Genomic DNA, 15,610 nt, shown 5'->3' on the forward strand with positions numbered 1-15,610 from the left:
TGCCGGACATCTCCCCCGCTTGGGGGGAGATCGGCAGCTTGGGCGACAGCGCCTTTTCTCCTGCGAAGATTGGCGAAAGCGGCGAGGACAGCCGATCTCCCCACCTGTGGGGGAGATGTCCGGCAGGACAGAGGGGGGCGCGAAGGAACTCTGCCTTGACGTCTTGCATCGATGCGGTTTACGCCCTCTGGTCTTTGTTTTGGGCATGTCGTTGTCCCAAAACCGCTGCGCACTTTTGGGCGACATGCCCCCTGAGGACGAACAGACCATGCTTGACATCAAATGGATTCGCGACAACCCGAAGGCCCTTGTCGAAGCGCTCCAGAAGCGCTCGTGGTCGGTTGAGGATGCGCAGTCCACGGTCGATGACCTGATCGCAGCAGATGAGGCGCGGCGCGAGCATCTGACCGAGCTGCAGACCAGGCAGGAACGCCGCAACGCCGCATCGAAGGAGATCGGCAATGCCATGCGCTCGGGCGATGCAGCCCTTGCCGAAAGGCTGAAGGCCGAGGTCGGCGAGATCAAGGCCTTCATCCAGAATGGCGAGGCGCGCGAGCGCGAGCTCGACAAGGCGCTGAACGATGCGTTGGCGGTGCTGCCAAACGTGCCGTTCGACGACGTGCCGGTCGGCAAGGACGAGCACGACAACGTCGTCAAGCGCGTCGTCGGCAAGCTGCCGACGCGGCCGAACTGGGTCAAGGAGCATTTCGAGATCGGCGAAGCGCTCGGCATGATGGATTTCGAGCGGGCAGCACGGCTTTCCGGCTCGCGCTTCACCGTACTCAAAAGCGGCTTGGCGCGGATGGAACGCGCTCTCGGCCAGTTCATGCTGGATCTGCACACCACCGAGCACGGCTATGTGGAGATCCAGCCGCCGCTGATGGTGAATTCTGCAACCATGTTTGGAACTGGGCAGTTGCCGAAGTTCGCCGACGATTTGTTTGCGACCTCACGAAGCTTGGGAGGCTTCATGGGCATCGCCCAAAGTTACAACGCTTTCAAAAGCAGGCGCTCCGAATCCATTGAAGAAGCCCAAAACCGCGCTTGGCAAGATGTTGAGCCTGACGTTGGGCAATACAATCAAGTGATCAAAGAGATCGACGATCGCCTTTGGAAGGAGTTCGCATCGGAAGGCCACTTGAGCGGGGATCTGTTTCTCATCCCAACCGCCGAAGTGCCGCTCACCAACCTCGTGCGCGAAGAAATCACGCCGCATGAAAAGCTGCCGCTGCGCTACACCGCGCTGACGCCGTGCTTCCGCTCGGAGGCGGGTTCGGCCGGGCGTGACACGCGCGGCATGCTGCGCCAGCACCAGTTCTACAAGGTCGAGCTGGTGTCGATCACCGACCAGGAAACTTCGGTTGCCGAGCATGAGCGCATGACCGAATGCGCCGAGGAGGTGCTGAAGCGGCTCGGCCTGCCGTTCCGCACCATGACGCTGTGCACCGGCGACATGGGCTTTGGCGCGCGCAAGACCTACGATATCGAGGTCTGGCTGCCCGGCCAGAATGCCTATCGCGAGATCTCGTCGTGCTCGGTATGCGGCGATTTCCAGGCGCGGCGCATGGACGCCCGCTACAAGGACAAGGATGGCAAGGGCAACCGCTTCGTCCACACGCTGAACGGTTCGGGCACCGCCGTCGGCCGCGCTCTGATCGCTGTCATCGAAAATTACCAGAACGAGGACGGCAGCGTAACCATTCCTGAAGCGCTTCGGCCTTACATGGGCGGTCTGGAAAAGATCGAATCGAAATAATGCGAATCCTCCTGACCAACGACGACGGCATCCATGCCGAGGGCCTTGCATCACTCGAACGCATCGCGCGCACGCTGTCGGACGACGTCTGGGTGGTGGCACCGGAACAGGATCAGTCCGGCTATGCGCATTCGCTGTCGATCTCGGAGCCGCTGCGGCTCAGGAAAATCGGCGAAAAGCACTTTGCCGTGCGCGGCACGCCGACCGACTGCGTCATCATGGGCGTGAAGAAGATCCTGCCCGAAGCGCCCGACCTGATCCTGTCCGGCGTCAATTCCGGCGCCAACATCGCCGACGACGTCACCTATTCGGGCACGGTCGCCGGCGCCATGGAAGGCGCGCTGCTCGGCGTGCGCTCGATCGCCATCAGCCAAGCCTATTCCTATGTCGGCGAGGACCGCGTCGTTCCCTACGAGACCACCGAAGCGCTGGCGCCGGCGCTACTCGAGAAGCTCGTCGCCATGCCGTTGCCGGACGGCGTGCTGCTCAACGTCAATTTTCCGAATTGTGCGCCGGAAGAGATCGCCGGAACTGTGGTCACTTCGCAGGGCAAGCTGGTCCACAGCCTGTGGGTCGACGAGCGGCGTGACGGGCGCGGCCTGCCTTATTACTGGCTGCGCTTCGGCCGCGAGCCGGTCGAGGGCAAGCAAGGCAGCGACCTCCATGCCTTGCGCAATCGGCTGGTGTCGGTGACGCCGCTGCAGCTCGATCTCACCGCGCATGAAATCCGCGATCAACTGGCCAAGGCGCTCGCATGAACTTGAACCACGCTGCAACGGTCGACGAGCGCGAAGGTTTCGCTGCCTTCCTGCTTCGCCTGCGCGGCAGGGGCACGGTGCCGAAGGCGCTGATCGCCGCCTTCGAGGCGACGCCGCGGCGCGGCTTTCTGTCTCCGCATTTCCACTCGATCGCCTGGTCGGACCGTATGCTGCCGATCGAATGCGGCGAGGCCATCGAAGGCGCCGACCTGCAGGCGGCGGTGATCGCGGCACTTGCCATCGAGCCGGGCAACCGGGTGCTCGAGATCGGCACGGGGTCCGGCTACACGGCGGCGGTGATGTCGCGGCTTGCCGCTCGGATCGTCACCATCGACCGTTACAAGACGCTGGCCGAACAGGCCCGGCAGCGCCTCGAGGCACTCGCCATCGGCAATGTCATCGTGCGCCAGGCGGATGGTTCCAACGGGCTGGCCAACGAAGCGCCGTTCGACCGCATCGTCGCCTGGGCGGCTTTCGACAGGCTGCCGCGCTTTCTCCTCGACCAATTGTCGAGCGGCGGCATCGTCATCGCGCCGATCGGACCCGACGAAGGCGAGCAGGTGCTGGCCAAGCTGACCAAGGTCGGCAGCCGCTTCGAACGCGAGGATATCGGCCTGGTGCGCCTGCAGCCGATCCTGCACGGCGTCGCCGCGGTGATCTAATTCCGGGTACATCGCGCCGCTTGGGGACCAGCCGAAGCCTGTCGTTTCGTCATCCTGGGGCGCGGCGAAGAGCGAAGCGATGCAGCGCTGACCCTAGAGCGGTTTAGCTTTTGTTTGAATCGCCGAGCCGCTCTATCTCTTTGTTTTGACGCAGTTCCGAACGGAAAACCGTTTCACACGTTCCCTGGAATTGCTCTAGCGCCAAGCGGAGCAGGAAAAAATGACCCTGACCAATCGAGACATTGTCGAGCTGACGGCATGGCGCCGCAGGCTCCACCAGCATCCGGAAATCTCGAATGAGGAAGAGAAAACCGCGAGCGAGGTTGTCGACTTCCTCGCCGACACAGCGCCGGACAAGGTGCTGACCGGATTGGGCGGCCACGGTGTGGCGGCGGTATATGAAAGCGGCAAAGCCGGTCCGACGGTCCTGTTCCGGTCGGAACTCGATGCGCTGCCGATTTGTGAGCTTTCAGGCGTTTCTCATTCGTCGCTCGTACCGGGAAAGTCGCATATGTGCGGCCATGACGGACATACCGCGATCCTCGCCGCACTTGGCCGCCAGTTCGGGCGCGAAAGGCCTGCCCGCGGCCGCGTCGTGCTGATGTTCCAGCCGGCGGAAGAGACCGGTAATGGTGCGGCGGGCGTCATCGCCGATCCGCGCTTTTCCGAGATCGCGCCGGATTTGGCCTTCTCGCTGCACAATTTGCCCGGTGTGCCGTTCGGTGAGGTGCGTATCAAACCCGGCGTGGTCAACTGTGCTTCACGCGGCATGCGAATATTGCTGGGGGGCAAGACCGCGCATTCGTCGATGCCCGAAACGGGTGTCTCGCCAATGATGGCGGTCAGCCAGCTGATGCCAGCACTGCCCGCGCTCGGGCGCGGAACCTTCGCTGACGACGATTTCAGTATGGTGACTGTCACCCATGCCCTGATGGGCGAAGCCGTCTTCGGCATTGCGCCGGGAAATGCTGAAGTGTGGGCGACGCTGCGCACAAGGCGCGATGAGCGCATGGCGGAGCTGTGCGCCGCCGCGGAAGCGCTGGTGGAAAAGATCGCTGGAGAGCATCGTCTTTCGGCCCGCTACGACTATCACGAGATCTTCGTTGCCAGCGTCAACGCCCCGGATGCCGTGGAACATCTGCAGCGCGCGCTCGACGAAGAAGGCGTGCCACGCACAGAGGAAGCCCTGCCGATGCGCGCTTCGGAAGATTTCGGCCTGTTCGGCAATAGCGCAGCGTCCGCGATGTTCTTTCTCGGCGCCGGCGAGCGGTACCCTGCGCTGCACAACCCCGACTATGACTTTCCAGACGACCTGATCCCGATCGGATCCAGAATATTCATGCGCACGGCTCGCAACCTTCTGGGCTGATTGGCTCCTGGGCTGGCCGCCTATTTGAGCAAAAGCTCGATCTCAGGCGGGATATTAACGACGTCGCCCGATTCGTCATCGGTTCCACCAGTGACATAGCCAGGTTCGTCCGAGTATGAGAAGACTTTCGTAATGATGCCTGATTTGAGCGCTTCAGCGCTCCAGACGTCATAGAGGCCCTCCGGCGTTGCCAGGCCCATCATCACGAACACGTCGCCGCTGCGGACGCCCATTTCGTCCAAATAGTCGGAAAGCATCCGCTTCAGGGCCGGATCAGGCCTCGTAGAAATTTCGTCGAGGTTTCTGCGTCCCGTCGGCGTAGGCGCTCTTTTTGCTGCCGTCCGTTATTTGATGGAGGGCGATCCTGGCACCGACAGCCGCGGCGCGGACCTGCCCCCCAGCCAAGGCGAAGGGGCAAGCCGAGAAACAGTACGCCCCGCCTGCGTGAACTTCCCCTTCCGACCAGCCGTTCTTGACAATCTTTTCGGGACAGCGCGGCACCAGCATAGGGCAGCCGTTCAACACCGTTCTGCCCACTGCGGTTTCGAGGCCAGCGGCCCGGATCATGCGTCCAATCCAAAGCGCCGAAGCCACGTCCCCCCCGCCAGACTGAAACACGACGGGAAGTCTTTGGCCCTTCAGCTTGGCCAGAAACTGCTCAAATTGTCTGCCAGTGTCAGCTGTTATCGTGCCCTCGGCAGAAATCCATTGGACGCAGCTTACCTTGCAATCGCCGTTCCGAACCAAAGCGAAATTCATCGGCCACGCTTCGGGTGTCTTCTGCTTTGCGCCGGCCGAAGCGGTAGCAACCAAGGCCACAAGTAAACCTGTGACGATGAGCCAGAATGTCGTCAGCAGACCCAGGCGAGTTGTCATGATGAAAAGTCCCCCAATAGCAGGATAATTGCTATCGCCTCGGGCCCTTCTGGCACAATCTCTTTTATATCTTCGGCGACAGAGGCGCGCATCCATTTCTACCATTCCGCCACTTTCGCGGGTCTCCGCGACGGAGCTTCGCTCCTGCTCCGCCCTAGGATGACGAAGCTGAGAGCCTTCCGCGAATATTTTAAGAAAATTTGCGCCTCATTCTACAGGTTTAACCGACCGGTAACATTAACGCGCTTTAATCACACTCAGTTGTACCGGGTCTGTGCGGGTTAGTGCGATGCAATTCAGTGTTTTGAAGGCAAACGGACGCAATCTGGCGCGTGGCTGCGCCGTCCTCATGATCGCGGGCGCTGCGACGGGGTGTAGTTCCCAGGTGGCGCGGTTCAACAGCGTCGACGACGTGTTCACCGCCTCGACCAACAACCAGCGCGCCATCATCGACAAGCAGGATGCTGCCCAGCCCTATCCGGGCGATGTTGCGGCCGCCCCGATCGACGGCAGCCACACCCAGTCGGTCAGCCGCTCGAGCCTCGAACCGGTAACAGTGCAGCAATTGCCGCCGCCGGCTCCCGCCCTGGCGCCTGCCGCCCGTCCGGTGCGCACCGCTGCCGCGCCGGCCCTGGCGCCTGCCGCTCCTCGTGTCGACAGGACGGCAACCGGCACCGTCGCTCCAGCGGCAAGGCCGTTCAAGAACGCCGAGCCCGACGCGCCGCGAATGGCGACGGCCGCCGGCGCACCACATGCGACCGAGATCGTCGTCAAGGACGGCGAGACCATTTCCGGCCTGTCGCGGCGCTACGGCGTGCCCGCCGATGCCATCATGAAAGTCAACGGGCTGAGCGCGACCAAGGGATTGAAGACCGGCCAGAAGCTCGTCATCCCGGCCTATGCGTATTCGAGCAACGGTGCCGCGCCGAAAGTCGCCGACGCCAAGCCCGCGAACGGCACCAGGCACGACCAGCCGGCCGACGCGCCGGAGAAGGTGGCCGTGCTGCCGCAGCAGCCGAAGCTCAGGGAAGGCAAGTCTGCCGCGCAGGTGGACGCCTCGGCTGCCGCGAGCCAGCCGAAGGATGGAAAGACTGAGGCGAAGGTGGCCTCGGCGGCGGCCAAGCCGGCCGGTGCCGGCGGCACCTACACGGTTCAGCAAGGCGATACGCTGTCGGCCATCGCCAGAAGGACCGGCGTCGGCGTCGTCGCGTTGAAGCAGGCGAACGGCATGCAGGATGGACTGCTCAAGATCGGCCAGACCCTGAAAGTGCCGGCAGGCGGAACCGCTGTCGTCGCCGGTGCGAAGCCGGCAAAGGTCGATCCGGTGACGACGGCCACGACCCAGCCGCCTGCCAAGACAACGCCGACGCAGACGCTCGCCTCCTACACGCCGCCGAAGAAGGACGCGAAAGTCATCCAGCAGGCCGAGGACGACGATGCGGTGGCGCCGGATGCAACCGGCATCGGCAAGATGCGCTGGCCGGTGCGCGGCCGTGTGATCTCAAGCTTCGGTGGCGGCAAGGACGGCGTCGACATCGCCGTGCCCGAGGGGACGCCGGTCAAGGCGGCCGAAAACGGCGTCGTCATCTATGCCGGTGACGGCCTCAAGGAATTCGGCAATACGGTGCTGGTGCGGCACGAAAACGGTCTGGTCACCGTCTACGGCCACGCCAGCTCGATCGAGGTGCAGCGCGGCCAGAAGGTCAAGCGCGGCCAGGAAATCGCCCTGTCCGGCATGAGCGGCACCACCGACTCGCCGAAACTGCATTTCGAAGTGCGCAAGAACTCGGCGCCGGTCGATCCTTCGACCTATCTCGAATAGACGACGAAAAGCGATTTGCGGGCCACCTGACCTTCAGCCCGCCGAGGAAGTCCGCTCCGCAAGGTGCGGGCTTCTTCTGTTGCCAATCCTTGAGCGGCTAATCCTTCAGCGATTTGCCGAGCCGGCCTGCCAGATCCTGGGTGAACTGCCAGGCGACGCGGCCCGAACGGCTGCCGCGCGTCGTCGCCCATTCCAGCGCCTCGGCGCGCAGCGTCTCGGGATCGATGGCGAGATCGTGATGGCGGACGTAGCCGTCGATCATGTCGAGATATTCGTCCTGCGAACATTTGTGGAAGCCAAGCCATAGGCCGAAGCGGTCCGACAGCGAAACCTTCTCCTCGACCGCTTCGGACGGATTGATCGCGGTCGAGCGCTCATTGTCGATCATGTCGCGCGGCAATAGATGCCGCCGGTTCGAGGTGGCGTAGAAGATGACATTGGCCGGGCGGCCCTCGACGCCGCCTTCAAGCGCTGCCTTCAGCGATTTATAGGACGTGTCGTCGTGGTCGAATGACAGGTCGTCGCAAAACAGGATGAAGCGGAAGGGCGCTGCCTTCAGCAGGCTCATCAGCTTCGGCAGCGTATCGATGTCTTCGCGATGGATCTCGATAAGCTTGAGCGGCAGGTCGAGCTTGGTCGAAGCGTTGACCGCGGCGTGCACCGCCTTGACCAGCGACGATTTGCCCATGCCGCGCGCGCCCCACAACAGCACGTTATTGGCAGCATAGCCGGAGGCGAAGCGCTCGGTGTTGTCGACCAATATGTCGCGGACGCGATCGACCCCGCGGATCAGGCCGATGTCGACGCGGTTGACCTTGAGCACCGGCTCCAGATAGCCGGGATCGGCCTGCCAGACGAAGCAATCGGCCTCGCCGAGGTCGGTTTGCGGCACCGGCTGCGGCGCAAGGCGGGCGACCGCCTCGATCAGACGGTCGAGCTTCTGGCTCAGGATTTCGATGGTGCTGTCGGTCATCTCTTGTCTTTTTGTTTCGCATTCAGGACGGTGCGGCAGGCCAACCTACCTGATTTCAGCAGTTTCGAAACTCGTCCCAAGCATTTGTTCGGGCATGATCTTTTGCGGAAACCGAGCGTCGCTTTTCGGGATCACCCTCTAACACGGCTCACCAGGCCGGAAAAGCAGCCGATTTGCCCGGCGGCGCAGTTGCATTGGCAACGTTACCGACTATATTCCGGCCAAATTTGGCGGGGCCGTCAAATTTCCGCAAAACCGTTTGGCGGCTGTTTTCAAAATTCAGGAGTACCTCGATGTTCGTGACACCGGCATACGCCCAAGGCATCGGCGGGGACTCGTCCGCAATGTTTATCCAGATCGTGCCGTTTGCTCTGATTTTCGTGATCATGTATTTTCTGATCATCCGGCCGCAGCGCACGCAGCTGAAGAAGCGCGGCGAGATGCTGGCGGCGGTTCGCCGCGGCGACACCGTCGTCACCGGCGGCGGCTTGGTCGGCAAGGTGACCAAGGTGATCGACGACAACGAGCTCGAGATCGACCTTGGCGGCGGCACCAAGGTGACGGCGCTTCGCTCGACGCTCGCCGACGTGCGTGTCAAGGGCGAGCCGGTGGCAAACCAGAACGCCAAGAAATAACCGAATTGTCGGCGGAACGATCCGCCAGTACGCCCTGACGGACGACGCCATATGCTTTATTTTTCGCGCTTCAAGATGATCCTGATCTGGCTGGCCGTGGCCGCCACAGTGGTCCTCGCTGCGCCCAATCTTTTTTCCGCCAGCACGCTGGCCAAGTTGCCCGACTGGGTGCCGAAGCGGCAGATGACGCTCGGCCTCGACCTGCAGGGCGGCTCGCACATCCTGCTCAGGATGGATCCGAACGATTTGATCAAGGATCGGCTGGAGACGACGCGCGACGAAATCAGGACGCTGCTGCGCGATGCCAAGATCGGCTATACCGGCCTTTCCGGAACGGGCCGCACGGTGCAGGTCCGCATCACCGATCCCGCACAGATCGAGGCTGCCAAGACAGCCTTGAAACCATTGACCAATCCGGTGGCCGCAGGCCTGTTCAGCGGCGGCTCCATTCAGGAGATGACGCTGGATGATTCCGAGCCCGGCCTGCTCAAATTTGCCGTTACCGATGCGGGGATCAAATATCGCACCTCGACGGCGCTGACGCAGGCGATCCAGGTTGTCGAGCGTCGCGTCAACGAACTCGGCACCACCGAGCCGATCGTGCAGCGCCAAGGCGACGACCGTATCCTGGTGCAGGTGCCTGGTCTCCAAGACCCGCAACGGCTGAAGGAAATTCTTGGCCAGACCGCAAAGCTGACCTTCCAGATGGTCGACCAATCGATGCCGGTGCAGGACGCGCTGAACGGCCGTCCGCCGCCGGGATCCTCGGTGCTGTATTCGCAGGACGACCCGCCGGTCCCGTACCTGATCGAGAACCGCGTCATCGTTTCGGGTGAAAACCTTGTCGATGCCCAGGCGACCTTCAACTCCCAGACCAACGAGCCGGTTGTTTCGTTCCGCTTCGATTCGAAAGGGGCGCAGCGGTTCGGCCAGGCGACGGCACAGAACGTCGGCAAGCTGTTTGCCATCATTCTCGACAATCAGGTGATTTCGGCACCTCAGATCCGTGAACCGATCCCCGGCGGTACCGGCCAGATATCGGGAAATTTCACCGCTGAGAGCGCCAACGACCTCGCCGTGCTGCTGCGCGCCGGCGCCTTGCCAGCGACGCTGACGGTGATCGAAGAGCGCACGGTGGGGCCGGGACTTGGCCAGGACTCCATCCATGCCGGCAAGGTCGCCGGCATCATCGGGTCGATCCTGGTGGTGGCATTCATGTTCGTCGCCTACGGCTTCCTCGGCTTCCTCGCCAACATAGCGCTGGCGGTGCATGTTGCGATGATCGTCGGGCTGCTGTCGCTGCTTGGAGCGACGCTGACCTTACCGGGTATCGCCGGTATCGTGCTGACCATCGGCATGGCGGTCGATTCGAACGTTCTCATTTATGAGCGCATCCGCGAGGAGCGACGCGCCGGCCGCTCGGTCATCCAGGCGATCGATACCGGTTTCAGCAAGGCGCTGGCGACCATCGTCGATTCCAACGTGACCTCGCTGATCGCCACCGTGGTGCTGTTCTGGCTCGGAACCGGGCCGGTGAAGGGTTTTGCCGTTACCTATGCCATCGGCATCCTGACCACGGTCTTCACCGCCTTCACCTTCACCCGCCTGCTGGTGTCGATCTGGCTTCGCCGCGCCCGTCCGAAGGAGTTGCCGCGAGCGCCTGTGACGTTCATTCCACCCGGCACGAAAATTCCGTTCATGGGCATCCGCCGCTGGACGTTCACACTGTCCAGCGTGCTTTCGGTGCTGTCGGTCATCGGCTTCATGACCATCGACATCAATTACGGCATCGACTTCAAGGGCGGCTCACTGATCGAGGTGCAGTCCAAGGCCGGCAATGCCGATCTGGCCGACATCCGCGGCAGGCTGACGGAACTCAATATCGGCGAGGTGCAGGTTCAGCAATTCGGCGAGCCGAACGACGTGCTGATCCGCGTCGGTACCCAGGAGGGTGGCGAGAACGCCGAGCAGACCGTCATCGACAAGGTGCGCGGCGAGCTGCAGGACCAGTATGATTTCCGCCGCGTCGAAGTGGTCGGGCCGACGGTCTCGGGCGAGCTTGCCAAGCAAGGCACCATCGCCATGCTTGTCGCGTTGCTCGGCATCCTGATCTATGTCTGGTTCCGCTTCGAATGGCAGTTCGCGGTCGGCGCCATCGTTGCGACCGTGCACGACGTGGTCATGACGATCGGCTTCTTCGTCATCACCGGCCTCGAATTCAACCAGTCGTCGCTGGCGGCGATCCTCACCATCATCGGTTATTCGCTCAACGACACGATTGTCGTCTATGACCGTGTTCGCGAGGATCTGCGAAAATACAAGCGAATGCCGCTGCCGCAATTGCTGAACAACGCCATCAACGAGACGTTGTCGAGGACGACGCTGACCTCGGTGACGACGATCCTGGCGCTGCTGGCGCTGGTGCTGTTCGGCGGCGAGGTGATCCGCTCGTTCACCATGGCCATGCTGTTCGGCGTCGTGTTCGGCACCTATTCGTCGATCTTTATCGCTGCGCCACTGCTTATCCTGTTCAAGCTGCGGCCGCAGGCCACAGCGTCCGATGAGGAAAAGCCGGTGGGCGACGGCAAAGCCATAGCCACCTGACGGCCTGCCTCAAAAGTGGCCAAGGGCATCGTCATCCGCGAGGCGCATTTCCCCGGCCGCGCACCGATCGAGGCTTACGGCAATGGCGGTTTCCGCTTTGCCGACATGTCGCATCGCGGCTCGCTGCTGTGCCTGCCTTCTGGCATCTATGGCTGGGAGCCGGCCGATCCGCTGGCGCTGACGGCAGCGGATTTCGCCAAGCTGTTCAACGAGGCCGCCAAGGTCGAGATCCTGCTGGTCGGCAGCGGCAAGGATCTGAGACCATTGCCTGCAGCGCTGCGTGCCGCGCTGAAAGAAGCGGGCATTTCCGCCGATCCGATGTCGACCGGGGCGGCGGTGCGGACCTATAATGTGCTGCTGGCGGAAGACCGCGCCGTGGCCGCAGCGCTTATAGCCGTCGACTGACGTGGCCGAAAACACCAAAGTCGTCATGGAGACGGTGCGTGCCGCCGACCATGACCGCTATCTCAGCGTGCTCTACGCGCCCGAGAACAAGCGTGACGCGCTGTTTTCGCTCTATGCCTTCAACGCCGAAATCGCCGGCATACGCGATCGGATCCGCGAGGCGCTGCCGGGCGAGGTGCGGCTGCAATGGTGGCGAGACGTCATCGCAGCCGAAGAGGATCGGGCCAAGGTCGGCCATCCCGTGGCGGACGCGCTGAGGACGACGATTTCCGCTCACCGCCTGCCTAAGGCCGCTTTCGACAATATGCTCGAAGCGCGCATCTTCGATCTCTATGACGACCCGATGCCGTCGCGCACCGACCTCGAAGGCTATTGCGGCGAGACTGCCGCAGCACTCATCCAGCTTGCGGCGATGGTGCTCGATCCGGTCGAAGCTCCGCGCTTTGCCGAGCTTGCCGGCAGGGCAGGTTGTGCGCAGGCGATGACCGGTCTCCTGCTTCTGCTGCCGCTGCATCGCAAGCGGGGACAGTGCTTTGTCCCGGCCGACATTTTGGCGGCGGCGGGATCGTCGCCGCAAGAATTCGTTACAGGCGACGGCGGGCCGGGTGCGGAACGCGCAGTGGCCGCGATGATCGCGCTGGCACGCGAGCATCTTTCCGCTTTCGAGCGGGGAGCATCCGCATTGCCGGTTTCGCTGCGCCCGGCGTTTCTGCCGCCGGCCTTGTCGAGCGCTTATCTCGGCAAGATGGACGGCTCCCGCCATTCACCGCTTGATGGCGCGGTGCGGCTTTCGGCCTTGCGCCGGCATTGGCTTTTGTTCCGGCGCGCGACGCAAGGCTGGCCGGTCGCATAGAGGCTGCCGCGTAGCCAACCCGACCGTTATTCCGCAGCTTCCGCCCGGGAAGGCAGCCCCAGCCATTCGCGGCAGTCGGCCAGAGCGCGCGATGTCACCGCGTGCCGCTTGGCGACCGTCTTGTCCTTGCCGCGCAGCCGCTTGCCTTCCATCTTCGGCGCGTCCACCGGCGGGAACAGGCCGAAATTGACGTTCATCGGCTGGAAAGAGCGCTTTCCAGGCTCGTCGTCGGAGACAATATGGCCACCAGTGATGTGGTTGAGCAATGCGCCGAAGGCGGTGGTCAAGGGCGGCAGCGATGGTGCACGGCCAAGCCTTTCGGCGGCCGCGAAACGCCCGGCAAGCAGGCCGATGGCGGCACTCTCGACATAGCCCTCGCAGCCGGTGATCTGGCCGGCAAAACGCAGGCCGGGTCGCGACTTCAACTGCAGTGAAGCGTCGAGCAGCGTCGGCGAATTGATGTAGGTGTTGCGGTGCAGGCCGCCTAGGCGGGCGAATTCGGCGTTTTCCAGCCCGGGAATGGTGCGAAATATGCGCACCTGCTCGCCGTGCTTCAGCTTGGTCTGGAAGCCGACCATGTTGTAGAGCGTGCCCAGCGCATTGTCCTGGCGAAGCTGAACGACGGCATAGGCCTTTACAGACGGATTATGCTCATTGGTCAGCCCCATCGGCTTCATCGGCCCGTAGCGCAATGTCTCGACGCCGCGCTCGGCCATCACCTCGATCGGCAGGCAGCCGTCGAAATAGGGCGTGCCTTCCCATTGCTTGAATTCGGTTTTCTGGCCGTCGACCAGCGCCTGTACGAAGGCAAGGTACTGTTCCTTGTCCATGGGGCAGTTGATGTAGTCCTTGCCGGTGCCGCCGGGGCCGACCTTGTCGTAGCGCGACTGGAACCAGCAGATATCCATGTCGATCGTGTCGAAATGGACGATTGGCGCGATGGCGTCGAAGAAGGCGAGCGCGTCGGCGCCGGTCACTTCCGCTATCGATCGGGCGAGCGAAGGCGCGGTCAGCGGACCGGTGGCAACGATTGCCTGGTTCCAGTCCGCCGGCGGCAGGCCGGGCACTTCCTCGCGCCGAATGGTGATGAGCGGGTGGGCTTCGAGTGTCCTGGTGACCGCTTCGGAAAATCCGTCGCGGTCGACAGCCAGCGCACCACCGGCCGGCACCTGATGCGCGTCGCCGGCGCTCATGATCAGCGAACCGGCCAGCCGCATTTCGGCGTGCAGCAGGCCGACGGCATTGGTTTGCGCATCGTCGGAGCGGAAGGAATTGGAACAGACGAGCTCGGCCAGCCCGTCGGTCTTGTGCGCATCGGTGCCGCGGACGGGGCGCATTTCATGCAGGACAACGGGAACGCCGGCTTCGGCCACCTGCCAGGCGGCTTCGGAGCCGGCGAGACCGCCGCCGATAACGTGAATGGGGTTCTTGTCCATGAGCGCCGAAATAGTCGCTTGGCGCGAGGATTGCAATTACACGAATGAGCCGCTGTTGCCGCCACGCGCTGCAATCGTCTACTGTCGCGAATGGGTGGGAGTCTCGGGGTCTTTGCCAGAGCGACATTTCTGACAGTCGTGATCGCGGTAGGCGGATCAGCGGCCGCCGGCGAACTGGCCGCGACGGCTCCCAAACGGATCCCCATATGTCACGGCTACGGTTGCAATTATCGCACAATGCTGGCGCTTGGCCCCAGTGACGCCGCGCGTTTCCGCTCTATTCTGCGTGCAGGCGCCGGTTCACCTCAGGCCGAGCGTTCCGCTATTTCGAAGGCGGTCCGCTATTTCGAGCAGCGCATTTTCCAGGCCATCGGCATTCGTGACCAGCCGCAGTCAGAATTCGGTGCCTCGCGCGTCAGGGGCCAAATGGATTGTGTCGACGAATCGACCAATACGCATGCGTTGCTGGTCTATCTTGCCGAGCGAAAACTGCTCAGGTTTCACAAGGTCGAGGACAAGGCCTCGCGAGGCCTGTTTGTCGACGGGCGCTATCCGCATTGGACGGCGGTGATCAGCGACCGCGGCGGTACCGAATGGGTGGTGGATTCCTGGTATGCGCCGATGGGCGGCGCGCCGGATATTTTTCCGCTGAGCCAGTGGAAGGAACGGGGCGTGCTGAAAAGCGGGGCGCTGGACTGACGACAGGGCCGTCCCGCAAAAACGGCTCGCCCCAAAGCAGCTTCGGAGTGCCTAGACCTGAAAACAACAACACCCGCCGGGGGAGGAGGTCCGGCGGGTGTCGTTTTGTTGGCCGATCCTCGGGAGGAGGTGAAGATCGACCGTATTCGCCATCGCCGGGGAGGAGGTCGGCTTTGACGAAATTCTTTTCGCGATTTGAAAGGGCGCGAAACCCTTGGGGGCTACGAAAATTGTTTCGCCCTGAGGAAACAGCGCCCGCCGAGGGAGGAGGTCCGGCGGGCGCCGTTTTTGTGGTCAACCCTCGGGAGGAGGTGAAGGCTGACCGTATCCGTCAGGGTCGGGGAGGAGGTCGACCCTGGCGAAATTCTTGTTGTTAGATCGCCCTGCGAGCGACCATCTTGATCTCGTCGCGGACGATGCCGAGATCGTTGAGCTGGCGGTTGGACAGGCGACCCAGCTCGGTAACCGTCTCGCGGTAGACGCGCCAGTTACGATAGTTGCGGATCAGGTTCATTGTCGTTCTCTTTTCAAAACTAGTTCGGACCATTTGCGGCCCGAAGGGTTAGACCGCCTTGCGGGCGACGTGGTGAATGTCGCTGCGGCTGATGCCGAGGTCGGTCAGTTCACGGGTGCTCAGGCGGCTCAGCTCGGACACGGTGTCCCTATAGCGGCGCCAGTTGCGATAGTTGCGGATCAGGTTCATGGTATTCTCGTTTCGTCTTTCTTTCGGATCATTCCGTCTTTGCGTGCACCGTGAAAATA

Annotated in this window: 17 protein-coding genes; 10 read left to right on the forward strand and 7 right to left on the reverse strand. The window is 62.7% G+C overall.

Going from position 1 to position 15,610, the window contains the following annotated elements; all coding sequences use genetic code 11:
- Positions 1-268 precede the first annotated feature (268 nt).
- The 4 genes from serS to E5W70_RS16765 all read left to right on the forward strand — a co-directional run bounded on the left by serS (position 269) and on the right by E5W70_RS16765 (position 4,545).
- Positions 269-1,756 (forward strand): serine--tRNA ligase, encoded by a 1,488-nt coding sequence (gene serS, locus E5W70_RS16750; RefSeq protein ID WP_292659859.1) that lies wholly within the window; start codon positions 269-271, stop codon positions 1,754-1,756.
- Positions 1,756-2,514 (forward strand): 5'/3'-nucleotidase SurE, encoded by a 759-nt coding sequence (gene surE / locus E5W70_RS16755; RefSeq protein ID WP_292659861.1) that lies wholly within the window; start codon positions 1,756-1,758, stop codon positions 2,512-2,514. Before serS ends, surE begins: the two co-directional genes overlap by 1 nt.
- Entirely contained in the window at positions 2,511-3,176 is a 666-nt protein-coding gene (locus tag E5W70_RS16760; RefSeq protein WP_292659863.1) for a protein-L-isoaspartate(D-aspartate) O-methyltransferase, read from the forward strand. Before surE ends, E5W70_RS16760 begins: the two co-directional genes overlap by 4 nt.
- Before the next feature lie 220 nt (positions 3,177-3,396).
- Positions 3,397-4,545, forward strand: a complete 1,149-nt coding sequence (locus E5W70_RS16765) for an amidohydrolase (protein ID WP_292659864.1) — start codon at positions 3,397-3,399, stop codon at positions 4,543-4,545.
- 20 nt (positions 4,546-4,565) lie between these two features.
- Here the strand turns inward: E5W70_RS16765 and E5W70_RS16770 are convergent, their stop codons facing one another.
- Both E5W70_RS16770 and E5W70_RS16775 read right to left on the reverse strand, forming a co-directional pair.
- A complete protein-coding gene (locus E5W70_RS16770; RefSeq protein WP_292659866.1) occupies positions 4,566-4,802 on the reverse strand; it encodes a hypothetical protein in 237 nt (78 codons plus the stop codon).
- Between the two features lie 16 nt (positions 4,803-4,818).
- The gene (locus E5W70_RS16775; protein ID WP_292659867.1) at positions 4,819-5,421 is read right to left on the reverse strand and encodes a hypothetical protein; all 603 of its coding nucleotides are present in this window, start codon (positions 5,419-5,421) and stop codon (positions 4,819-4,821) included.
- 289 nt (positions 5,422-5,710) lie between these two features.
- Here E5W70_RS16775 and E5W70_RS16780 point away from each other — a divergent pair, with 289 nt between their 5' ends.
- On the forward strand, positions 5,711-7,243 hold the full coding sequence (locus E5W70_RS16780; protein ID WP_292659869.1) for a LysM peptidoglycan-binding domain-containing M23 family metallopeptidase: 1,533 nt from the start codon (positions 5,711-5,713) through the stop codon (positions 7,241-7,243).
- A gap of 97 nt (positions 7,244-7,340) precedes the next feature.
- Here E5W70_RS16780 and E5W70_RS16785 read toward each other — a convergent pair whose 3' ends face one another.
- Positions 7,341-8,216, reverse strand: a complete 876-nt coding sequence (locus tag E5W70_RS16785; protein ID WP_292659871.1) for an ATP-binding protein — start codon at positions 8,214-8,216, stop codon at positions 7,341-7,343.
- 148 nt (positions 8,217-8,364) lie between these two features.
- A complete protein-coding gene (locus tag E5W70_RS16790) occupies positions 8,365-8,604 on the reverse strand; it encodes a hypothetical protein (protein ID WP_292659911.1) in 240 nt (79 codons plus the stop codon).
- Between E5W70_RS16790 and yajC the strand changes: the two genes are divergently transcribed.
- Genes yajC through E5W70_RS16810 form a run of 4 tightly spaced genes read left to right on the forward strand, consistent with a single transcriptional unit; the run spans position 8,510 to position 12,713 of the window.
- Positions 8,510-8,851 (forward strand): preprotein translocase subunit YajC, encoded by a 342-nt coding sequence (yajC, locus tag E5W70_RS16795; RefSeq protein WP_023678921.1) that lies wholly within the window; start codon positions 8,510-8,512, stop codon positions 8,849-8,851. The genes E5W70_RS16790 and yajC overlap by 95 nt on opposite strands.
- A 51-nt stretch (positions 8,852-8,902) precedes the next feature.
- A complete protein-coding gene (gene secDF / locus E5W70_RS16800) occupies positions 8,903-11,455 on the forward strand; it encodes a protein translocase subunit SecDF (protein WP_292659873.1) in 2,553 nt (850 codons plus the stop codon).
- 15 nt (positions 11,456-11,470) lie between these two features.
- A complete protein-coding gene (locus E5W70_RS16805; RefSeq protein WP_292659876.1) occupies positions 11,471-11,860 on the forward strand; it encodes an Mth938-like domain-containing protein in 390 nt (129 codons plus the stop codon).
- Position 11,861: 1 nt separating this feature from the next.
- Positions 11,862-12,713, forward strand: coding sequence for a phytoene/squalene synthase family protein (locus E5W70_RS16810; RefSeq protein ID WP_292659878.1), 852 nt, complete (start codon positions 11,862-11,864; stop codon positions 12,711-12,713).
- Positions 12,714-12,739: 26 nt separating this feature from the next.
- On the opposite strand, the gene trmFO is transcribed toward E5W70_RS16810, so the two are convergent.
- Positions 12,740-14,149, reverse strand: a complete 1,410-nt coding sequence (gene trmFO, locus E5W70_RS16815) for a methylenetetrahydrofolate--tRNA-(uracil(54)-C(5))-methyltransferase (FADH(2)-oxidizing) TrmFO (protein WP_292659879.1) — start codon at positions 14,147-14,149, stop codon at positions 12,740-12,742.
- Positions 14,150-14,386: 237 nt separating this feature from the next.
- Between trmFO and E5W70_RS16820 the strand changes: the two genes are divergently transcribed.
- On the forward strand, positions 14,387-14,848 hold the full coding sequence (locus E5W70_RS16820) for a hypothetical protein (RefSeq protein WP_292659881.1): 462 nt from the start codon (positions 14,387-14,389) through the stop codon (positions 14,846-14,848).
- Between the two features lie 373 nt (positions 14,849-15,221).
- Here E5W70_RS16820 and E5W70_RS16825 read toward each other — a convergent pair whose 3' ends face one another.
- Entirely contained in the window at positions 15,222-15,362 is a 141-nt protein-coding gene (locus tag E5W70_RS16825) for a DUF1127 domain-containing protein (protein ID WP_023678914.1), read from the reverse strand.
- 48 nt (positions 15,363-15,410) lie between these two features.
- Positions 15,411-15,551 carry a DUF1127 domain-containing protein gene (locus tag E5W70_RS16830; RefSeq protein WP_292659883.1) on the reverse strand — a complete coding sequence of 47 codons (141 nt, stop codon included), beginning with the start codon at positions 15,549-15,551 and terminating at the stop codon, positions 15,411-15,413.
- Between the last annotated feature and the right edge of the window lie 59 nt (positions 15,552-15,610).

Source organism: Mesorhizobium sp. (assembly GCF_005063415.1).
Taxonomy (GTDB): Bacteria; Pseudomonadota; Alphaproteobacteria; order Rhizobiales; family Rhizobiaceae; genus Mesorhizobium.

What these genes read in the sequence shown, in the direction of transcription:
- surE (WP_292659861.1), top strand. Translation starts at nt 1,756, where the DNA reads ATGCGAATCCTCCTGACCAACGACGACGGCATCCATGCCGAGGGCCTT.
- E5W70_RS16785 (WP_292659871.1), bottom strand. Translation starts at nt 8,216, where the DNA reads ATGACCGACAGCACCATCGAAATCCTGAGCCAGAAGCTCGACCGTCTG.
- E5W70_RS16830 (WP_292659883.1), bottom strand. Translation starts at nt 15,551, where the DNA reads ATGAACCTGATCCGCAACTATCGCAACTGGCGCCGCTATAGGGACACC.
- serS (WP_292659859.1), top strand. Translation starts at nt 269, where the DNA reads ATGCTTGACATCAAATGGATTCGCGACAACCCGAAGGCCCTTGTCGAA.
- E5W70_RS16820 (WP_292659881.1), top strand. Translation starts at nt 14,387, where the DNA reads ATGCTGGCGCTTGGCCCCAGTGACGCCGCGCGTTTCCGCTCTATTCTG.
- E5W70_RS16775 (WP_292659867.1), bottom strand. Translation starts at nt 5,421, where the DNA reads ATGACAACTCGCCTGGGTCTGCTGACGACATTCTGGCTCATCGTCACA.
- E5W70_RS16760 (WP_292659863.1), top strand. Translation starts at nt 2,511, where the DNA reads ATGAACTTGAACCACGCTGCAACGGTCGACGAGCGCGAAGGTTTCGCT.
- E5W70_RS16825 (WP_023678914.1), bottom strand. Translation starts at nt 15,362, where the DNA reads ATGAACCTGATCCGCAACTATCGTAACTGGCGCGTCTACCGCGAGACG.
- E5W70_RS16770 (WP_292659866.1), bottom strand. Translation starts at nt 4,802, where the DNA reads ATGCTTTCCGACTATTTGGACGAAATGGGCGTCCGCAGCGGCGACGTG.
- trmFO (WP_292659879.1), bottom strand. Translation starts at nt 14,149, where the DNA reads ATGGACAAGAACCCCATTCACGTTATCGGCGGCGGTCTCGCCGGCTCC.
- E5W70_RS16765 (WP_292659864.1), top strand. Translation starts at nt 3,397, where the DNA reads ATGACCCTGACCAATCGAGACATTGTCGAGCTGACGGCATGGCGCCGC.
- E5W70_RS16790 (WP_292659911.1), bottom strand. Translation starts at nt 8,604, where the DNA reads ATGATCACGAAAATCAGAGCAAACGGCACGATCTGGATAAACATTGCG.
- E5W70_RS16780 (WP_292659869.1), top strand. Translation starts at nt 5,711, where the DNA reads ATGCAATTCAGTGTTTTGAAGGCAAACGGACGCAATCTGGCGCGTGGC.
- secDF (WP_292659873.1), top strand. Translation starts at nt 8,903, where the DNA reads ATGCTTTATTTTTCGCGCTTCAAGATGATCCTGATCTGGCTGGCCGTG.
- yajC (WP_023678921.1), top strand. Translation starts at nt 8,510, where the DNA reads ATGTTCGTGACACCGGCATACGCCCAAGGCATCGGCGGGGACTCGTCC.